The organism is Oscillibacter sp. CU971 (assembly GCF_905219725.1).
Classification (GTDB): Bacteria; Bacillota; Clostridia; order Oscillospirales; family Oscillospiraceae; genus Oscillibacter.
This window is the reverse complement of record NZ_CAJMXG010000035.1, coordinates 1-18387: the sequence shown is the minus strand read 5'-3', so window position 1 is coordinate 18387 and position 18387 is coordinate 1. Positions and strand designations below refer to the sequence as shown.

The 18387-nt window shown below is 63.2% G+C and carries 17 protein-coding genes and 1 riboswitch; of the genes, 7 read left to right on the top strand and 10 right to left on the bottom strand.

The features are described from left to right. The coding region (locus JX325_RS04555) for a ZIP family metal transporter (RefSeq protein ID WP_374220584.1) at window positions 1-445 on the bottom strand (445 nt) is incomplete at its 3' end. 294 nt (window positions 446-739) lie between these two features. Here JX325_RS04555 and JX325_RS04550 point away from each other — a divergent pair. Further along, entirely contained in the window at window positions 740-2008 is a 1269-nt protein-coding gene (locus JX325_RS04550; protein ID WP_204789985.1) for an amidohydrolase family protein, read from the top strand. 35 nt (window positions 2009-2043) lie between these two features. On the opposite strand, the gene JX325_RS04545 is transcribed toward JX325_RS04550, so the two are convergent. The 7 genes from JX325_RS04545 to JX325_RS18420 form a co-directional block, all read right to left on the bottom strand. Continuing rightward, on the bottom strand, window positions 2044-3378 hold the full coding sequence (locus JX325_RS04545; RefSeq protein ID WP_204789984.1) for a helix-turn-helix domain-containing protein: 1335 nt from the start codon (window positions 3376-3378) through the stop codon (window positions 2044-2046). A 137-nt stretch (window positions 3379-3515) separates the two neighbouring features. Next, complete coding sequence (locus JX325_RS04540; RefSeq protein ID WP_204789983.1) at window positions 3516-4718, bottom strand: 5-bromo-4-chloroindolyl phosphate hydrolysis family protein; 1203 nt, start codon at window positions 4716-4718, stop codon at window positions 3516-3518. A 3-nt stretch (window positions 4719-4721) separates the two neighbouring features. Continuing rightward, entirely contained in the window at window positions 4722-4934 is a 213-nt protein-coding gene (locus tag JX325_RS04535; protein ID WP_204789982.1) for a DUF896 domain-containing protein, read from the bottom strand. Then, window positions 4931-5152 carry a DUF4177 domain-containing protein gene (locus JX325_RS04530; RefSeq protein ID WP_204789981.1) on the bottom strand — a complete coding sequence of 74 codons (222 nt, stop codon included), beginning with the start codon at window positions 5150-5152 and terminating at the stop codon, window positions 4931-4933. Before JX325_RS04530 ends, JX325_RS04535 begins: the two co-directional genes overlap by 4 nt. A gap of 74 nt (window positions 5153-5226) precedes the next feature. Then, window positions 5227-6051 carry an RNA-binding protein gene (locus JX325_RS04525; protein ID WP_204789980.1) on the bottom strand — a complete coding sequence of 275 codons (825 nt, stop codon included), beginning with the start codon at window positions 6049-6051 and terminating at the stop codon, window positions 5227-5229. Beyond that, the gene (locus tag JX325_RS04520) at window positions 6011-7762 is read right to left on the bottom strand and encodes an ABC transporter ATP-binding protein (protein WP_204789979.1); all 1752 of its coding nucleotides are present in this window, start codon (window positions 7760-7762) and stop codon (window positions 6011-6013) included. The genes JX325_RS04525 and JX325_RS04520 overlap by 41 nt, the downstream gene beginning before the upstream one ends. Before the next feature lie 114 nt (window positions 7763-7876). Beyond that, window positions 7877-8983 carry an SH3 domain-containing protein gene (locus tag JX325_RS18420; protein ID WP_204789978.1) on the bottom strand — a complete coding sequence of 369 codons (1107 nt, stop codon included), beginning with the start codon at window positions 8981-8983 and terminating at the stop codon, window positions 7877-7879. Window positions 8984-9199: 216 nt separating this feature from the next. On the opposite strand from JX325_RS18420, the gene udk reads away from it, so the two are divergent. After that, window positions 9200-9817: a uridine kinase gene (gene udk, locus JX325_RS04510; RefSeq protein ID WP_204789977.1), complete on the top strand. Its 618-nt coding sequence runs from the start codon at window positions 9200-9202 to the stop codon at window positions 9815-9817. Window positions 9818-9873: 56 nt separating this feature from the next. On the opposite strand, the gene JX325_RS04505 is transcribed toward udk, so the two are convergent. Together JX325_RS04505 and JX325_RS04500 are read right to left on the bottom strand one after the other, a co-directional pair. Beyond that, on the bottom strand, window positions 9874-10326 hold the full coding sequence (locus JX325_RS04505) for a hypothetical protein (RefSeq protein ID WP_204789976.1): 453 nt from the start codon (window positions 10324-10326) through the stop codon (window positions 9874-9876). Window positions 10327-10378: 52 nt separating this feature from the next. Then, the gene (locus JX325_RS04500; RefSeq protein ID WP_204789975.1) at window positions 10379-11614 is read right to left on the bottom strand and encodes a DNA polymerase IV; all 1236 of its coding nucleotides are present in this window, start codon (window positions 11612-11614) and stop codon (window positions 10379-10381) included. A gap of 126 nt (window positions 11615-11740) precedes the next feature. After that, window positions 11741-11879: riboswitch (FMN riboswitch) on the top strand. Between the two features lie 103 nt (window positions 11880-11982). Between JX325_RS04500 and JX325_RS04495 the strand changes: the two genes are divergently transcribed. The 5 genes from JX325_RS04495 to JX325_RS04475 form a co-directional block, all read left to right on the top strand. Next, on the top strand, window positions 11983-12720 hold the full coding sequence (locus JX325_RS04495; RefSeq protein ID WP_243413921.1) for an ECF transporter S component: 738 nt from the start codon (window positions 11983-11985) through the stop codon (window positions 12718-12720). Between the two features lie 185 nt (window positions 12721-12905). Next, window positions 12906-13277: a metal-dependent transcriptional regulator gene (locus tag JX325_RS04490; RefSeq protein ID WP_204789974.1), complete on the top strand. Its 372-nt coding sequence runs from the start codon at window positions 12906-12908 to the stop codon at window positions 13275-13277. A 273-nt stretch (window positions 13278-13550) separates the two neighbouring features. Beyond that, on the top strand, window positions 13551-14894 hold the full coding sequence (gene ssnA, locus JX325_RS04485) for a putative aminohydrolase SsnA (RefSeq protein ID WP_204789973.1): 1344 nt from the start codon (window positions 13551-13553) through the stop codon (window positions 14892-14894). A 139-nt stretch (window positions 14895-15033) separates the two neighbouring features. Then, window positions 15034-17982, top strand: a complete 2949-nt coding sequence (gene ygfK, locus JX325_RS04480; protein ID WP_204789972.1) for a putative selenate reductase subunit YgfK — start codon at window positions 15034-15036, stop codon at window positions 17980-17982. Window positions 17983-18131: 149 nt separating this feature from the next. After that, a partial coding sequence (locus JX325_RS04475) for an undecaprenyl-diphosphate phosphatase (RefSeq protein WP_204789971.1) occupies window positions 18132-18387 on the top strand: 256 nt, incomplete at its 3' end.

Sequence of the window (18387 nt, the reverse complement as noted above, 5' to 3'; positions counted from 1 at the left end):
TAAGAGACAGGGCCCCGGCGGCTCCCTCCCCCGCCGCCGCCAGGGCGAAGGCCAGGCCCACCGCCATGCCCTCCGGCACGTTATGTAGGGTGATGGCCGTCATGAGAAGGGTGTTCTGCCGCCAGGCGTCGTTGACCTCCTTCTCCCGCCGCAAACGGGGCAGCAGGCCGTCCAGCGCCGCCAGGAACACCACCCCCAGCAGCATCCCCGCCGCCGCCGGAAGCCAGCCGGGGACCTTCCCCTCCTCCGACGCCTGGTCGATGGCGGGCAGGAGCAGGCTCCACACGGAGGCCGCCGTCATTACCCCGGCGGCAAAGCCCAGCATCGCCTTTTGAAACCGGGGCTTCGGCTCCCCGGAGAGAAAAAATACCATGGCGGCGCCCAGGGTGGTCATCAGGAACGTGAAGCCCGTGCCCAGGGCGGCCCAGCCAAGAGACCGCAGCATACACATCAACGCCTTATTCTTGATTCGGGCGGTGCATGGGTCCCGGACCGCCCGTATGCCAGTATAAGCGGAGAGGTCAGAAGTGGTGCTTGCTTTCCTCCGAAGGACATGGTATACTATATGTAACTGGATACAAGGCGAAGGGCCTCATATAAGCCCGCTGTATGGCGCAGGCGTTTCTACGAAGCNGCCGAAGGCTTCTCTATGGGTGTCTGTACGGAGGGGGGAATCCCCCTGCCCGCGCAGGCGTCCTTTTTGTTTTTGTACCGGCAAATTAGAAAAGGGGTTGTNGGCATGTCGATTACCATTTTAAAGGGCACGGTGGTCTCCGCTCCGGCCCTGGGGAAGCTGGACGTCACGGAAAACGGCTGTCTGGTGGCGGAGGACGGCAACATCACCGGGGTCTTTCCCGCCCTGCCGGAGCAATACGCCGGGGCGGCGGTGGAGGATTACGGGGACGCCCTGATTTTGCAGTCCTTCGCGGACCTCCACCTCCACGCCCCCCAGTATCCCATGCTGGGCATGGGCATGGATCTGCCGCTTTTGGACTGGCTGAACACCTATACCTTCCCCACCGAGGCCCGTTTCGCCGACCCGGACTACGCCCGGGAGGTCTACCGCAAGCTTGCCCGGGAGCTGATTGAGAACGGCACCACGAGGGTTTGCATGTTCTCCTCCCTACACCGGGAGGCCACGCTGATTTTGATGGAGGNGCTGGAAAAGGCCGGGGTCACCGGATACGTGGGCAAGGTGAACATGGACCGCAACGGCATCCCCGCCCTCCAGGAGGAGACGGAGGAGTCCCGGCGGGAGACCCTCCGCTGGCTGGAGGAGTGCCGGGACTTCCGGCACGTCAAGCCCATCCTCACCCCCCGGTTCACCCCCTCCTGCACCAACGAACTGATGGACTTTTTGGGGAAGCTGGCGGCGGAGCGGGGCCTCCCGGTCCAATCCCACCTGTCGGAGAACACCGGGGAAATCCAATGGGTAAAAGAACTGCATCCTGATTGCGGACAGTATTGGGAGACCTACGCGAAATACGGCCTCTGGAACGACCGGACCCTGATGGCCCACTGCGTCTGGTCCGACGCGCGGGAGCGGGCGGCGATGCGCACCGCCGGGGTGACGGTGGTCCACTGCGCGGACTCCAACCAGAATATCTGCTCCGGCACGGCCCCGGTGCGGGTGATGCTGAAGGAGGGGCTGAAGGTGGCCCTTGGCAGCGACATCGCCGGAGGGGACCACCTGAGCATGTTCGACGTGGTGGCGGCCTCCATCCGGGCCTCCAAGGCCCGGCGGATTCTGGACGGCTGGGACACGGACTTCCTCACCGTGGCGGAGGGCTGGTACTTGGGGACCTCCGCCGGGGCGGCGTTCTTTGGGGAACAGCCGGGCTTCGCCCCGGGGAACCGCCTCCATGCCATTGTGCTGGCGGACGGGGACCTTCCCCAGCCCCACCCCCTGACGGCCCAGGAGCGGCTGGAGCGCTGTGTCTACCGGCGGCAGAAGGACGCCGTCCGGGCGGTCTGGAGCGAGGGGAGNAAGGTTTTCTCCACCAACTGAATAAAGAAACGGGACTGCTTTTGCAGTCCCGTTTCCTATTCAAGCACCCAGCCCTCCGGGTCCGTATTGGAGGTATCCCCGTCCAGGTTGGTCAGCTCCTTCCAGCCCTCGTCCAGGCCGAAGGCCCCGCCGGACCGGACCGCCGTGCGGCCATACACGTCCTCCATGACCGCCGCCACCTGGAACACGTCCCCGGCCTCCGCCGGGACCTCCTGGGGTGCAAAATGGAAATTAAGCCACTGGTAGCCTCTGGTGCCGCCCCCGTCGTTCTGCCGGAGCTTGTCCAGGGCCTTCCACTGCTCCCCGGTGAGGACGGCGGTCTCCTCCTCCACCACCCCCGGCGTCACGCTGAACACCGCCCAGTCCACCAGCTTCATATTCCGAAATAGGCCCACCCGCAGGCTTTCCAGCTCCGCCACGGGCGGGGTATTTTCGGGAAGTCCCGGCTGAATCCCCATCGGGTTCCAGTCCAGGCGCCCGTACTCTTCCCTGGTCCCTCTGGACTCCACCAGGGCAAAGGTCCCGTTTTCCACCGGCTTAAAGCCCAGGGCATAATCCGCCCGCACCGCCGGGAACGTCTGGCCGTAGAGGCCCTTATAGCGCTTCAGCACCTGGGTCTGGCGGGTGGTCTCGTCGGAGTAGAGGAAGTCCACGCAGATGGTCATCGCCTCCTCCAGTTCGCAGTACAAATCGGCCTCGAACCGATGTCCATCCCCCTGGGAGACAATGACCCGGCAGTCGCCGCCCTCGGCGTAGAACGCCGCCCTCATGCCCTCCACGTAGGTCCTGGGCACGGCGTAGGCCGTGAACTTCGCCCGGTTCCCGGCCACGTTCACGTTCCGCAGGGAGACGCCGTAATCGGCGGTGACGGCGTTCTGCTCTTGCAGAAGCTCCTCCACCCGGCTGGAGACGCCGCCGATCTGGCCGTTCACCCCGGCCTCCACCTGGATGATGGCGGCTTGCAGATAGGAGTAATTCCGGGTTAGGTCCTCCAGCCGCCGGTAAAAGCCCCAGAGCACCACGCACAGGCACACCGCCGCCGTGACGGCGGACATTTTCACCACCGCCCTCCGGTGCTNGGACAGCCGGGGCTTCGGCGCGTACCGGGCGGCGATCTCCTCCACCAGGGCAAGCTGCTCCGCCGTCAGTTCCCCGCCGGATGGGGCGGCTTCCTCCTCCACCCCCAGAAGCCAGCCCACGGACACGCCGAACAGGCGGCTCAAGGCCACCAGCTTCTCCACCTCCGGCAATGCGCCGTCGGATTCCCACTTGTAAATGGACTGCCGGGACACGCCCAGCTTCTCCCCCAGGGCCTCCTGGGAGAGGCCGAGCTCCTTTCGCTTCTGGGCCACGCGACGTCCGGTCGTCATGGGGCATCCCTCCTTTGTTGGCTCCAATGATAGCAGGGTGAGGCGGGTTTGTTCCACCAACCAAGGACATTCTTTCTGCTAACCGCAGGTTTACATTCCCGGAAAACGGCCCGGCCCAGGGTGGACCGGGCCGTTTGTCATTCCTCCTCCGCCTGGACGGCGCCCCCGCCCAGGCCGAAGTCCTCCTCCGCGCTGCCGGTGTCCCGGCGGAGCATGTGCTCCATCACCCGGATGTCCGAGTCCACGTCCATGGCGTCCGCCTGGTAGAGCTCGTCCAATTGATGCTCAAAGCCCTTGACAATGGAGTCCATGGTAGTCTCAATCCGCTGCTTGGCCTGGCGGAGGTTGTCCCCCTCCACCCCGGCGGCCTCGAACTGGGCGTAGNAGTCCAGCAGCTTCTGGGTGGTGGGCAGGTAGTAGTTCAGGAAGGTTCCGATGCGGTCCTTCTTCCTGGGGTCCTCCTCCACGGCCTTGAAGATCTTGGCGGTGATCTCCTCCAGCCGGTCGATTTTGGCTGAGAGAACGGGGTCCGCGATCTGGTCGTTGGCCCGGCGGATGTTGCGGAGGATGCCGGAATAGCCCTCCTCCGCCTCCTTGGGCGGCGCTTTGGGCTCCGCCGCCTCCTGGGCCTCCTCGAACCGCTGGCGGAAGGCCGTTTCCGCGGCGTTCCCGCCCCGGAAGAGGTATCCCAGCTCCACGTTGAGATAGGCTTTCCCGCCGAAATAGCCCTTGTCGATCATTTTCTCCAGGNCCTTTTCCACCCGCCGCTCCGAGTAGCCCAGGGTCCGGGCCAGCTCGTCGATGGGCATGGCCTCCCGGTCGCCCAGGACCAGGAGGTACTTGGAAAACCGTTTGAGCTGGCGGTCCATGGAGAATCCGCTGTACAGCATAGCCCCGCCTCCGGCGGTAATGGCNNGTCCCCCCAGCAGATCCTCCAGCCACCAAAGGGCGGCCGTCCCGTTTTGCAGGACCCACAGCAAGCTGTCTATCGCGTCCACCATCCCGCTCAAGCCGAAGAACAGCAGCGCCAGGCCGCCGATTTTCAGCCACCAGGCGTTGGACTTCTTCGCCGCCGGGGACTTGGTGACCTTCTTCACCGCCTTGGCGGCTTTCGTCTGCCGCCGGGGCGGGGCGGTCACGGTCCCGGAAGCCTGGGCGGCCTGTCCCGGCGTGCCCTGGAGGGGCGGGGCCTTCTGAACGGGCTTTTTNTCGTCGTCGGCGAAAAGCTTGCCGAACAGCAGCACCAGCCCCACGGGCCAGAGGCCGAAGCAAAAGGACAATATGATCAGGGGCCAGCCCCAATCCCCGCCGCCGGACGTCTTTTTTCGATTCTCCGCCATGGCTCAGCCCTCCGTCTCTTTCTTCTCCAGTTTCCGCTTGTTCCCCTGCTCGTCCACAATGTAGGTGTGGTCCAGCTGGCTTTTGAGATTCCCCAGCACCGAGTCGATATACGCCCGGCGGAGGACGGCCCGCTCCCGTTCCTCCTCCTCGGTCAATCCCGCGGCCTTGGCCTTCCGGGCCAGCTCGTTGATGCGGTCAATCTGCTCCTGCTTCATGCTTGTCCCCCCTGTTCCCGCTCGAAGATCAGTTCAATGGATTCGATAAAGCCGCCGGCCCGCTGCTTCTTTGGCACAAAGCCCGCATAGCGCCAGCCCTCCGCCCCCCGGCGGAGGATGATTTCCCGGTGTCCGTCCGTCTCCAGGCCCACGCCGCCAAAAAGACTGTATCCGCTTCCGTAGTCACAGGAAACCGTCTCAAACTCATACTCCAGCATTCCAAACTCCTCCCCTATTCCATACGGCTTTCCGGCCCGCCGTTCTTCAAATTGATACCGGATTCCTTCCCGCCTCAAACGTAAACCCGCAGGACGATGGAGACGCGGCCCTTCCGGGTCAGGCCCCCCACCTCGCCGAGCTCGAATTTTCCAAAGCCCCGGGCGGACACCACGTCCCCCGCCTCCAGCAGCTTGTCCGGCTTCACGCACTCCCGCCAGTTGAGCTGGACCTTGCCGCTTTCAATGAGGGCGGCGACCTTCCCCCGGGCCAGCCGGAAGCCGGAGGCCGCCACCGCGTCCAGCCGGAGAGAGGACACCGTGTCCCGGACCTCCTTCCGCTGAACCGTTGGAATATGGAGGTTTTCCGGCTCGATGGCGGAAACCCGGAGCTTTGCTCGCCCGGCGGAGTTCCAGCTTTGCAGGAGAAAGTCCGCAACGCCCTCCAAAACCAAAAGGTCCGCGCTTCCGGGGGCCACAAGAATGTCCCCCACCTTCTCCCGCACAATGCCCATGCCCATCAGGCTCCCCAGGAAATCCCGGTGGCTCAGCTTCTCCTCCTCCCGGAAGACAGCCCGGAGGCAGCGGATGGGGGCCTCGGCGCCCTCCGGCTCCATCCAGTCGGGGAGGAACTGCAAAACCTGCCGCTCCGCCCCCTCATAGCCCCCTTGGAGCACGTAAGCGCTCTCGGAAATCCCCGCCAGATGCAGAAGGTCCAGGGCCTGGGCCCGCTGCTGGGGGCTGAGGAAGTCCGTGGCGGCGGGAATGTTCCGCCCTGATGCCTGCTCCGCCTTGTCCAGCACCTTCGCCAGGGCCAGCCGGTCCTCCCCGGCAAGGCCCAGGCGGTCCAGCAGCGCGCCCTTATCCANGNCGCAGCTCCTGGGTGTGGACCAGGGCGGCATAGGCCCCGTCCTTGGCCATCAGCTCCTCGTGGCTTCCCAGCTCCACCATGCGCCCGTCCTCAATGACGGCGATGCGGTCCGCATTGCGGACGGTGGAGAGCCGGTGGGCGATGATGATGGTGGTCCGGCCCTGAGAGAGCTTGTCAAAGGCCTCCTGGAGCTTGGCCTCCGTCACGCTGTCCAGGGCCGACGTGGCCTCGTCCAGAATCAGCACCGGGGGGTCCTTCAAAAAGATGCGGGCAATGGAAATCCGCTGCTTCTGCCCGCCGGAGAGGAGCACGCCCCGCTCGCCCACATAGGTGTTGAACCCGTCGGGCATGGCGACGATATCGTCGTAGATCTCCGCCAGGCGGGCAGCCCGGGCCACTTCCNCTTCGGTTGCCCTGGGGCGGCCGTAGCGGATGTTCTCCAGGATGCTGGCGGCAAAGAGGAACACGTCCTGCTGGACCACGCCCACGTTCCGCCGGAGGGACTCCTGGGTCACCTGCCGCACGTCCGCGCCGTCCAGCCGGACGGCCCCTTCTGTCACATCGTAAAACCGGGGGATGAGCTGGCAGAGGGTGCACTTTCCCCNGCCGGAGGGCCCCACCACCGCCAGCGTCTCGCCGGGGCGGATATGGAGGTCCACGTCCCGCAGCACCGCCGCGTCGCCCTGATAGGCAAAGCTCACATGGTCCACGTCGATTTTGCCCTCCACCCGGTCCAGCCGCCGGGCGTCCGGCGCGTCCTTCAGGGCGGGCTCCTCCCGCATCAGCTCGATGAAGCGGCCCAGGCCCGCCGTGCCGTTGNCGAANAGCTCGGCGAAGTTGCTGAGCTTTCGCACCGGGGTGACGAAGGTGGTGATATAAAGGCTGAAGGTGGTCAGGTCAATGACGTTCAGCTCCCCCCGCATGATGAACAGCCCCCCGGCAGCGATGACGGCGGNGGAGAGGATGCAGAGGAAGAACTCCATGGTGGCGTTGAAGCGGCCCATGGCCTTGTGGAACGCCCGCTTGGAGGTCTTGAAGGTTGCGTTGGAGCTGTCGAACTTCTGGAGCTCCGCCCCCTCGTTGGCGAAGGCCTTGGCCGTGCGGATGCCGGAGAGGCCGGACTCGATGTCGGAGTTAATGACGGCGGTTTTCTGCTTCACGGCGGCGGAGGCCTCGCTCATGGAGCGGCGGCAGGACCAGACCACGGCGAAGAACACCGGGACGATGCAGGCAANCACCAGGNCCAGCCGCCACTGAATGGTGAACATGATGATTAGGGACCCCACGATGGTGACGCCGGAGATGAAAATGTCCTCCGGCCCGTGGTGGGCCAGCTCCGTGATGTCGAAAAGGTCCGCCGTGAGGCGGCTCATGAGCTGGCCGGTGCGGTTCTTGTCGTAGTAGTTGAAGCTCAGCTCCTGCATGTGGCGGAAGAGGTCGTGGCGGATGTCCGCCTCCACCAGGATGCCGAAGGTGTGGCCCCAGTAGCAGATGACATAGGTCAGCAGGGCCCGGAGGACGAAAGCGGCAAACACCACCGCCATGACGGCAAAGAAGGTCCTATAGGCGCTTTGCGGCAAAAGCTCGTACATACACCAGCGGGACACGGCGGGAAAGGCCAGGTCGTTCAGGGAGATCAGCAGGGCACAGGCCAGGTCCATGATGAACAGCTTCCGGTGGGGCCGGAAGTAGGAGAGGAAGATTTGCAGGGGGGATTTTCGCTGGAAATCCTGGGTGGTCATAGAGACGCCCTCCGTTGTCAGTACATAATTTTACGGTTTAGGATTATAGCATAACTCTCTGCCGGATGCAAGAAANATCCCCGGACGNAAACCGTCCGGGGATGCCGTTTTGTCTCAGCCGTTTNCCAGGAACTCGCCCTTCATATAGCCGGTGGTGGTCACGCCGCCCACGGCGGTGAAGGTGATCTCGTACCAGTCGTCGGTCCCCGTGGCGCGGACCACCTGGACAGAGCCGCCGTTGGGCACGGTGGCCAGGATGTNGTAGCTGGTGCCGGGGCCGGAGCGGNCCCGGACGCCGTTGCCGCCGTTGACCACCACGGCCTTGCCCGCTTTCAAGGTCCCGCCANAGGTGGTCNCGCCGGAGGTGGTCCCGCCAGAAGTGGTTCCGCCAGAGGTGGTCCCGCCAGAAGTGGTCCCGCCGNCGGACGGGGNGGAGCCGCCGGTGACCCGGACGATGCAGATGGCCCGCTTGGACCCGTCGGTGACCACGACATTGGTGATGCCGGCGGCCACGGGGGTGATTGTGCCGTCGCTGCCCACGGTGGCGATGGAGGGGTTCTCGCTGATCCAGGTATAGGTCCCGGTGCCGCCGGACACCCGCAGCTTATAGGCCCCCTCGGAAACATTGCGGGTAAAGTCCGTACTGTTCAGCGTCAGGCCGCCGGGCAGGGCCGCGGCGGAGGCGTAGCTCATGCCGCCGGAGCTGCCGCCGGGTGTCGTGCCGTCGGAGCTGCCGCCGGGTGTCGTGCCGCTTCCCTCGGGCGCGGTGCTGGTGCCCGGAAGTTCCGGGGCGTCCGTGCCGGGTTCTTCCGCGCCGGGATCGCCGGAGGCGTCCGGGCCGTCCGTTTCGCCGGGGTCCACAGCGGGGGTATTGCCGGGCGCGGGGGTGGAACCATCCGGCTGCTGCGGCTCCGTGATGCCGGGCTTGTTGTCCTCCGGGTCCTTGTCCTTGCCGAAGAGCTTGTCCCCGTAGAGAAGGTACACCAGCAGCAGGGCCATCAGTACAATCAAAACCAGCAAAATGGGCGTCACGATGCTGTAGGCGCTCCGCCCGCCGTGGCCTCCATGGCCGCCGGGGCTTCGGACCCCCTCCCGGAGGATGGGGCGGCGTGCAGGCTCCTGCTNCTCGTCCTCCCAGTACTCCTCTTCCTCGCAGAAGGGGCACTCTTTATAGGTGTCGGAATATCTCTCCCCGCAGACGGGGCAGCGCTTCATTGCCATGTCNGTCCTCCCGTATGTGATCTTTATGTGATCTTCATCGTCAAAACCCCGCGGGTTTTGTTATCATCGCATTTTCTATCATATCCATTTTCCAAGCCGCCGTCAAGTGCGAGTTCGTCAAAATTTGTGAACTTTTCAGGTTCTCCTTGCTTTTTCGCCCCGGAACCATATAATGGAACTTGGGGAATCAAATCGAACCGACGGGAGGAACACGGTATGAACGCCATCATCATCGGCATCGCCGGGGGAAGCGGCTCCGGCAAAACCACCCTGGCCCAGCATTTGAAGGATCACTTTGGCGGCAGCGTCACCGTGATTGGGCACGACAGCTACTACAAGCGGCAGGAGGGCAAGACCTATGAGGAGCGGGCCCTCCAGAACTACGACCACCCCGACGCCTTTGAGACGGACCTTTTGATCCGGCACCTCCGGGAGCTGCGGGAGGGCCGCTCCGTCCAGTGCCCGGTATACTCCTATGTGGACCACAACCGGACGGACAAGACGGTGGAGATCTTCCCCACCAAGGTTTTGATTGTGGAGGGCTTTTTGATCCTCCACGAGCCCCTCCTCCGGGAGCTGTTTGATATTAAGATCTTTGTGGAGACCGACGCGGACGAGCGCATCCTCCGCCGCTGCNTGCGGGACGTGGANGAGCGGGGACGGACCCTGCGGTCCGTGGTGACCCAGTACCTGACCACGGTAAAGCCCNTGCATGAGCAGTATGTGGAGCCCTCCCGGAAGTACGCCGATATCATCGTTTTAGAGGGGGGCCATAACCTGGTGGCCCTGGAGATGATCATGCAGCGGATTCAGAACCACATTGATAAAGAGTGAAAGGGGAGCGGCCTACAGCCGCTCCCCTCATAAATATCCATCTATAACATTGCGCGTCACTGCGCTTTTTTCAGCCTTCGGATTTCCGCAGAATGACTCTTAACAACCGCCTCCAGAACGTCAAGGCGGTCCTCAGTCTGCTCCATAGTCTCCATCGGAACCTGCTTCTCCTGAATCAGCTTAATCTGCTCGGCCAGGAGGTCAAACTTCGGCTCAAAGTATGCCTCCATCAGGGCCATCATCTCGCCCTTGGCATGCCGGAGGTCTTCCTTTGTAGCCATCTCTCTCTTATGTGCCGCTATATCTTCCTTGAGAGTTCCTACATCTCCCTTGAGAGCCCCTACATCTTCCTTGAGAGTTCCTACATCTTCCTTGAGAGATCCTATATCTTCCTTGAGAGCCCCTACATCTTCCTTCGTAGCGGAACCAGATCGCAGGACCGATATGTCTTCCTGCATTGTATCCATCCGCCGGTTCATTGCCCCAAGTATTTCCAGGATCTTTTCCATATCGCTCATCCTCTTCACCCCGTTCTCAATTATATCATATATTTTTCCCCCGTCAAGAAAAACCCTTCTTTCGGAAGCCTCCCCCTTCCTCCGGGTCCTCCGGCGTCCGTCCGCCGAAGGCGATGGACCCGCCGCCGTACTTCCGCCGGATGCCGTCCATGGCGGCCTCCAGCCGCTCCTGCCGCTCCCGGTCCGGGGCGCTTCCGGCGGTGAAGAGGTTCGTCTGCTCATAGGTCTCCTCCTCCGGCGTCAAATGAATCNCCGTCACCGTCAGGGCCCGGACGGGATTGGGGGGCTTCCACAGCTCCTCCGCCAGCTCCAGGGCGGCGGCGGAAATATCCCGAATCAAATGGGTGGGGANCGGGAGCTGCCGCTGGCGGGATCGGTCGTGAAAGGCCGGGTCCCGGACCGTCACATGAACCCCTCCGGCGTAAAGCCCCGCCCGGCGGAGGCGTCCCGCCACGCTGTCCGACAGCAGGCGGACACCCGCCGCCACCTGGGCCCGGGTGGTGAGGTTCTTGGGGAAGGTGGTGCCGTTGCCCACGGACTTCACCGCCTCCGGGGTGTGGCGGGAGCGCACCGGCTCCCGGTCCAGTCCGTTGGCGTAGTCGTGGATCTGGCCCCCCAGCTTGCCCATCAGCTCCTCCAGCGTCCCCCGGGGGAACGCCGCCAGCTCTCCGATGGTCCGGACGCCGTACTGCCCCAGCAGCTTTTGCGCCGCGCCCCCTACATAGAGCATATCCCCCGCCGGGAGGGGCCAGACAAGCTCCCGCCAGTTCTCCCGGCAAATCACGGTGGTGGCGTCGGGCTTTTTGTAGTCGCTGCCCAGCTTGGCGAAGACCTTGTTGAAGGAGACCCCCACGGAGAGGGTCAGACCCAGCTCCTTTTTCACCCTCCGCCGGAGGGTATCCGCCAGGGCCGCCCCATCCATGCCGAAGAGGTGGAGGGTGTTCGTCACGTCCAGCCAGCTCTCATCAATGCCGAAGGGCTCCACCAGGTCGGTGTACTCGTCGTAGATGGCGTTGACCTTCCGGGAGTACTCCCGGTAAAGCCGGTGGTGGGGCGGCAGGAGGATCAGCTCCGGGCACTTCTTTCTGGCCTGCCAGATGGTTTCCGCCGTCCGGACGCCGAAGCCCTTGGCGGGGTCGTTCTTCGCCAGGATAATGCCGTGGCGGGAAGAGGGGTCCCCGCAGACGGCCACGGGGAGCTTTTTCAGTTCCGGGTGGTCCAGCAGCTCCACGGAGGCGTAGAAGCTGTTCAGGTCACAGTGGAGAATGACACGGTCCATGGGCGTCCTCCTCTCCGTTTGATGCCTTTATGATAGCACATCCGTTCCAATATGAAAAGAGCAAAATTAGGGCTTGCATTTTCCGGCGGACTATCGTATACTAGGCCCAGGAAACAGAACTGAATACTTTGTCTTCAGGGCGGGGCGCAATTCCCCACTGGCGGTACAGTCCGCGACCGGAGGCCGTTTTCTATAGAGCACGGCCCCCGCTGACCCGGTGAAACTCCGGGACCAACAGTTACAGTCTGGATGGAAGAAGATGAGTGCGGCTTGGCCGCGCGTATTTCACGCGCTTCTTTGTTGCTTGTTCACCTTGGAGAAGTCAAAGCGTCCAGGGTGTTTTCAAGTTTGTAAAGGAGTGTTTTCTTATGTCCAACCCCAACACCTTCCACGAGCAGTCCGCCGCTTTCGCGGGCCAAACCGCCGCCGATCAGACCCTCGTCATGGGGCACGCGGCCCGGAGCAAAACCGTCACGTCTCTCGCCATGCTCACCGCCCTGACCTACGTGGCCATGCTGCTGAGCAAGCTGCTGCCCCAGGTCTCCGGCTTCCTCCAGATGGACGTGAAGGACACCGTGGTCTGCATCGGCGGCTTCCTCTTCGGGCCCCTCTCCGCCGCCATCATCTCCATTGTGGTGGCCCTGGTGGAGATGTTCACTGTCAGCGACACCGGCCCCATCGGCCTTGTCATGAACGTATTGGCCACCTGCGCCTTCTGCTGCACCGCCTCCTTTGTCTACAAGAAAATGCGCACCCGGAAGGGCGCGGTCCTGGGCCTGGCCCTGGGCACCGTGGTGCTGACGGTGGTCATGATCCTCTGGAACTACCTGATCACCCCCCTCTACATGGGCATCCCCCGGGAAACCGTCGCCTCCATGCTGCCCACCGTGTTCCTCCCCTTCAACCTGGTAAAGGGCGGGCTGAACATGGCCTTGATCCTGCTCCTCTACAAGCCCGTGGTCACCGCCCTGCGGAAGGCACGGCTGGCCCCCGAGCGGGAGAGCGTCCAGGGCGGCGACCGCTTCGACGCGGGCTTCCTGCTGTTCTCCCTGGCGCTGCTCGCCACCTTCGTCCTGCTGGTGCTGGTGCTGGCGGGAAAAATCTGAACCGGGAACCCCTCGCAGCCGCAAATTTTGGGGCGGAGCCTGACGGCTCCGTCCCGTTTTTCCCCCGATCCCCCGTTCATTGGGTAGATTTCCAAAAATTTCCGGGCCTTGTGACAAAAACAACTTGCATTTTTTGGAAATCTTTGTTATCATGGTAAACTTAAGCAGAAGGGAGGCGCATCGTCTTGGTCATACATGAATCCGCGGAGCATTACCTGGAGTCCATCTTGATCATCCAGGAGCAGTCCGGCCAGGTCCGGTCCATCGACGTGGTGAACAAGCTGGGGTATTCCAAGCCCAGCGTCAGCATCGCCATGAAAAAGCTGCGGGAGAGCGGCTATATCGTCATGGCCGGAGACGGGAACATCACCCTGACCGCCACCGGCATGGAAATTGCCAGCCGCATCTACCGCCGCCACAAGACCATCACCCGGCTCTTCGAGCTGATGGGCGTCTCCCCGGAGCAGGCCGCGGCGGACGCCTGCAAGGTGGAGCACGATCTCAGCGAAGAGACCTTCGCGCGCATCTGCGCCTATGTGGAGGCCCCGCCCCAGTGACGGCGGTCCCAGGAAAAGCCCCCGGACGGGCAGGAAGTTTCCGGCGTTTTGTCTAAAAAGAGGCGGGGAAGTTCTCTGTTTGGGGGCTTGCATTTTTGCGGGCTCTTCGGTACAATAAGCGTAATAAAGCAAGGATAGATGGCTGCAACGGAGTGCCGCGCGCACGGGCCCGCACCTGTCTTTCCATGCGGGCCGACAGGTGTTTCAAGTCCGAGTGGATTTGGGGCGCCTTTCTTTTTTTACCCGAAATTCAATTCAAGGAGGACTTTTCTTATGATCCTACTGGCAAACGGCAAGCTCATCACCCGGGACCCCAGCGGCACCGGCTACCTGCCCGACGGCGGCGTGGTCACCGACGGCGGGAAAATCGTCGAGGTGGGCGAAACCGCCGCCCTGAAGGCGAAATATCCCCAGGCGGAATTCGTGGACGCCAAGGGCGGGGTCATCATGCCCGGCCTCATCAACGCCCACACCCACATCTATTCCGCCCTGGCCCGGGGCCTCAGCATCAACGGCTACGCCCCCACCAACTTCTACGAGGTGCTGGACGGCCAGTGGTGGTACATCGACCGCCACCTGGACCTGGCGGCTACGAAGGCCAGCGCCCAGGCTCTGGTGATCGACTCCATCAAGCAGGGCGTCACCACCATCTTCGACCACCACGCCTCCTTCTGCGAGATCCCCGGCTCCCTCATGGAAATCGCCAAGGTCACGGAATCCATGGGTATGCGGGCCTGCCTGTGCTATGAGGTCAGCGACCGNGACGGCGAGGAAAAATCCCTCCAGTCCGTCCAGGAGAACAAGGACTTCATCGACTACTGCGAGAGCCGCCCCTCCGACATGCTGAAGGCCATGTTCGGCGGCCACGCCCTGTTTACGATTTCCGACAAGACCTTCGACCGGATGGCCGCCGCCAACGGGGGCCGGGTGGGCTACCACATCCATGTCTCCGAGGGCATGAACGACGTATACGACAGCCTCCAGAACTACGGACGCCGCCCGGTCCAGCGCCTCCAGGACCACGGCATCCTGGGCCCCAAGACCATCCTGGGCCACTGCATCCATGTGAACACGGCGGAAATGGACATCATCAAAGAAACGGACACCATGTGCGTCAACAACCCGGAAAGCAACATGGGCAACGCCGTGGGCTGCTCCCCGGTGCTCCNGCTCTACAAAAAGGGCATCCTGGTGGGCCTGGGCNCCGACGCCTATACNAACGACATGCTGGAGAGCATTAAGGTGGCCCTGACCATCCAGCGGCACAACGCCTGCCTCCCCGGCGTGGGCTGGTGCGAGGTGACGGATATGCTCTTCAAAAACAACGCCAAAATGGCCCAGCGGGCCGGATTCCCGGAGACGGGCGTGCTGAAAGCCGGGGCGGCGGCGGACGTGATCGTCATGGACTACAAGCCCTTCACACCGTTTTCCGACGCGAACATCGACGGGCACATGCTCTTCGGCATGACGGGCCGCCAGTGCCAGACGACGATGATCAACGGCAAAATCCTGATGAAAGACCGCCAGCTGACGGAAATCGACGAGGAGGCCGTCAACGCCGAAATTCTCCAGGTCTCCAAGAAGCTCTGGGGAACCCTGAACCACTGCGAATATTAAAGAGGGGACTTCGCGCCCCCCTTTAGCCCCCGCCAGTCTGCGGACTGGCGAGCGCGCCCAAGGCGCGCGAGTCGAGGAATTTTTGTGACGCGCATGCCGCCGCAAAAATGATTTCATATATTCTAAGGAGGAAAACCTTATGTCCGAACTCATGACCCCCATCCCGTTCCGGGAACTCATGACCTGGGTAACCGCCGAGTATCAAAAGGGCGGCACCGTCTTCGGCGTCCACAAGCCCTATAAGGCAGGCGTCAAGACCCTGCCCATCTTCGGCGAGAAAATCGAGACCCCCTTCGGCCCCGCCGCCGGACCCAATACCCAGCTGGCCCAGAACATCATTGCCGGCTATTTCGCCGGAGCCCGGTTCTTCGAGCTGAAAACCGTCCAGAAGATGGACGGCGCGGATTTGGCCGCCTGCATCAGCCGGCCCTGCATTTTGGCGGAGGACGAGTGCTACAACTGCGAGTGGTCCACGGAGCTGTATGTCCAGCAGGCCTTTGAGGAGTATGTAAAAGCCTGGTGCGCCTGTAAAATCATGGCCAAGGTCTACGGCCTGGGCGACCCCGACGCCTTTGTCTTCAACATGTCCGTGGGCTACGACCTGGAGGGCATCCAGGGGCCCAAGGTGGACAAATTCCTCACCGAGATGGTGGACGCCTCCAAGACCCCCATCTTCCAGGAGTGCATCCGGGTCCTCAAGGAGTTCTTCCCCGCCGAAAGCGCCTTCATCGACGCCATCACGCCCCATGTCTCCGGCAGCGTCACCCTCTCCACCCTTCACGGCTGCCCGCCGGACGAGATTGAGCGCATCGCCAGCTACCTGATTGAGAAGAAACACCTCCACACCTTCGTCAAGTGCAACCCCACCATTCTGGGCTACGAAACCGCCCGGTCCATCCTGGACGGCATGGGCTACGACTACATCGCCTTCGACGACCACCACTTTAACGAGGACCTCCAGTATGCGGACGCGGTGCCCATGTTCCGCCGCCTCCAGGCCCTGGCGGACAAGACCGGCGTGGAGTTCGGCCTCAAGCTCTCCAACACCTTCCCCGTGGACGTGAAGGGCGGAGAACTGCCCAGCGAGGAAATGTACATGGCGGGCAAGTCCCTCTTCCCCCTGACCACCACCATGGCGGCCCGGATTTCCAAGGAGTTCGGCGGCCGCATGCGCATCAGCTACGCCGGAGGCGCCGACGCGCTGAACATCGACAAGCTCTTCGCCCTGGGCATCTGGCCCATCACCATGGCCACCACGGAGCTCAAGCCCGGCGGCTACCAGCGCTTCGTCCAGATCGGCGACAAGCTGGACGCCCTGGAGTTCCAGCCCTTCACCGGCGTGGACGTNGCGGGCATCGAGGCNCTGGCCCTGGCGGCCCGGTCCGATAAGTACCACGTCAAGGCCGTGAAGCCCCTTCCCAGCCGCAAGCTCAGCGAGAAGGTGCCCCTGCTGGACTGCTTCACCGCTCCCTGCAAGGGCGGCTGCCCCATCGGCCAGGACATTCCCGAGTACATTGAGCTGTGCCGGAAGGGCGAGTACGCCTCCGCCCTGCGGCTCATCTGCGAGAAGAACCCCCTGCCCTTCATCACGGGCACCATCTGCGCCCACCGCTGCCAGATCAAGTGCACCCGGACCTATTACGATGATTCCGTCCAGATCCGGGCCACCAAGCTGGTGGCCGCGGAGCGGGGCTATGACGAATATCTTTCCAAGGTGAAGGCCCCCGCCCCCGCCAACAGCGGCAAGAAGGTGGCCGTCATCGGCGGCGGCCCCACCGGCATGGCGGCGGCTTACTTCGTGGGCCGGGCGGGCATCCCCGTCACCGTCTTTGAAAAAGCCGATAAGCTGGGCGGCATTGTCCGGCAGGTGATCCCCGGCTTCCGCATTTCCGCCGAGGCCATCGACAAGGACGCGGCCCTGGTCGCCAAAATGGGCGCGGAGATCAAGCTGAACACCCCCGCCCCCTCGGTTGCCGAGCTGAAAGCGCAGGGGTACACCCATATCTTCTTCGCCGTGGGCGCGTGGAAGGCCGGGCGGCTGGATATCCCCGGCAACGTGGTGCCCGTCATCGGCTGGCTGAAGGATTTGAAGGCCGGAAAGGACGTGTCCCTGGGCCATGTTGCGGTGGTCGGCGGCGGCAACACCGCCATGGACGCCGCCCGGGCGGCCCTCCGCGCTGGAGCGAAGTCCTCCACCCTGGTGTACCGCCGGACCAAGAAGTACATGCCCGCCGACGCGGAGGAGCTGGAGCTGGCCGTTGCCGACGGCGTGAGCTTCCTGGAGCTGGTGGCCCCCGTGGAGCAGAAGGACGGCAAGCTCCGCTGCGAGAAAATGAAGCTGNGCGAGCCCGACGAGAAGGGCCGCCGGAAGCCGGAGCCCACCGGGGAATTTGTGGAAATCGAGTGCGACACCGTAATCTCCGCCGTGGGCGAGAAGGTGGAAAGCGAGCTCTTCACCGCCAGCGGCGTGGAGGTGGACGCCAAGGGCCTGCCGGACTTCCGCACCAACGTAGAGGGCGTCTACGCCGGCGGCGACGCCATGCGGGGCCCCGCCACGGTGGTGGAGGGCATCGCCGACGCCCAGTGGTTCGCAAACGCCGTCATTGGGGAGCCCCACAAGTTTGAGATTCCCGCCAAGGCCGTGGCCTCCCGGGCGNNCGCCNTTGCCAAGAAGGGCATTCTCTGCGAGTCCGCCAAGTGCGAGGGCGGCCGCTGCCTGACCTGCAACGTGGTGTGCCAGGTCTGCGCCGACGTGTGCCCCAACCGGGCCAACGTGGTGGTGGAGCTGCCCGACGGGCGGCACGAGATTCTCCATGTGGACCGGATGTGCAACGAGTGCGGCAACTGCGCCATCTTCTGCCCCTACGACTCCGCCCCCTACCGGGATAAGTTCACCCTGTTCAAGACCCGGGAGGGCTTTGACGAGAGCGTGAACAACCAGGGCTTCCTGCCCCTGGGCGGGAGCAAGGTCCTGGTCCGGCTGGACGGGAAGGTCTTCGAGGCGGACTTGAACGGCAAGAACGATCTGCCCGCGGACATCGAAGTATTCATCCTCACGGTGCTGAACAAGTACACGTATCTGCTGTAAGCGTAATCTCAAACAGAGGCCGGGAAAAGTCCCGGCCTCCGCCTTTTTCCGTCATTTTTGTCTTCTGGAAATATGACTGGAATTTACAGCCCGTCCGTGGTATACTGTATTCTGCATGAAAAAATCCCCAAGTTAGGAGTGTGAATCCCTTGACCCTGTTTTCCTCCGTCCTCCTGGGCGTCATCCAGGGGGTGACCGAGTTCCTGCCGGTGTCCAGCTCCGGCCATCTGGCCATTGCGGAGCACCTGCTGAACGTCTCCGGCGCGTCGTCGGTGCCGCCTTTTTTTGACGTGCTGCTCCACCTGGGCACCCTGTTCGCCGTATTCGCCGCTTATTGGGAGGACATCCGGGACATGATTCTGGAGTTCTTCTATGGCGTGAGCGATTTGGTTCACAGGACCACCC

Excerpts from the sequence above, each read along its gene's own strand:
- JX325_RS04505 (WP_204789976.1), bottom strand. The coding sequence starts at position 10,326 with ATGGAAAAGATCCTGGAAATACTTGGGGCAATGAACCGGCGGATGGAT.
- JX325_RS04530 (WP_204789981.1), bottom strand. The coding sequence starts at position 5,152 with ATGCTGGAGTATGAGTTTGAGACGGTTTCCTGTGACTACGGAAGCGGA.
- JX325_RS04495 (WP_243413921.1), top strand. The coding sequence starts at position 11,983 with ATGTCCAACCCCAACACCTTCCACGAGCAGTCCGCCGCTTTCGCGGGC.
- JX325_RS04535 (WP_204789982.1), bottom strand. The coding sequence starts at position 4,934 with ATGAAGCAGGAGCAGATTGACCGCATCAACGAGCTGGCCCGGAAGGCC.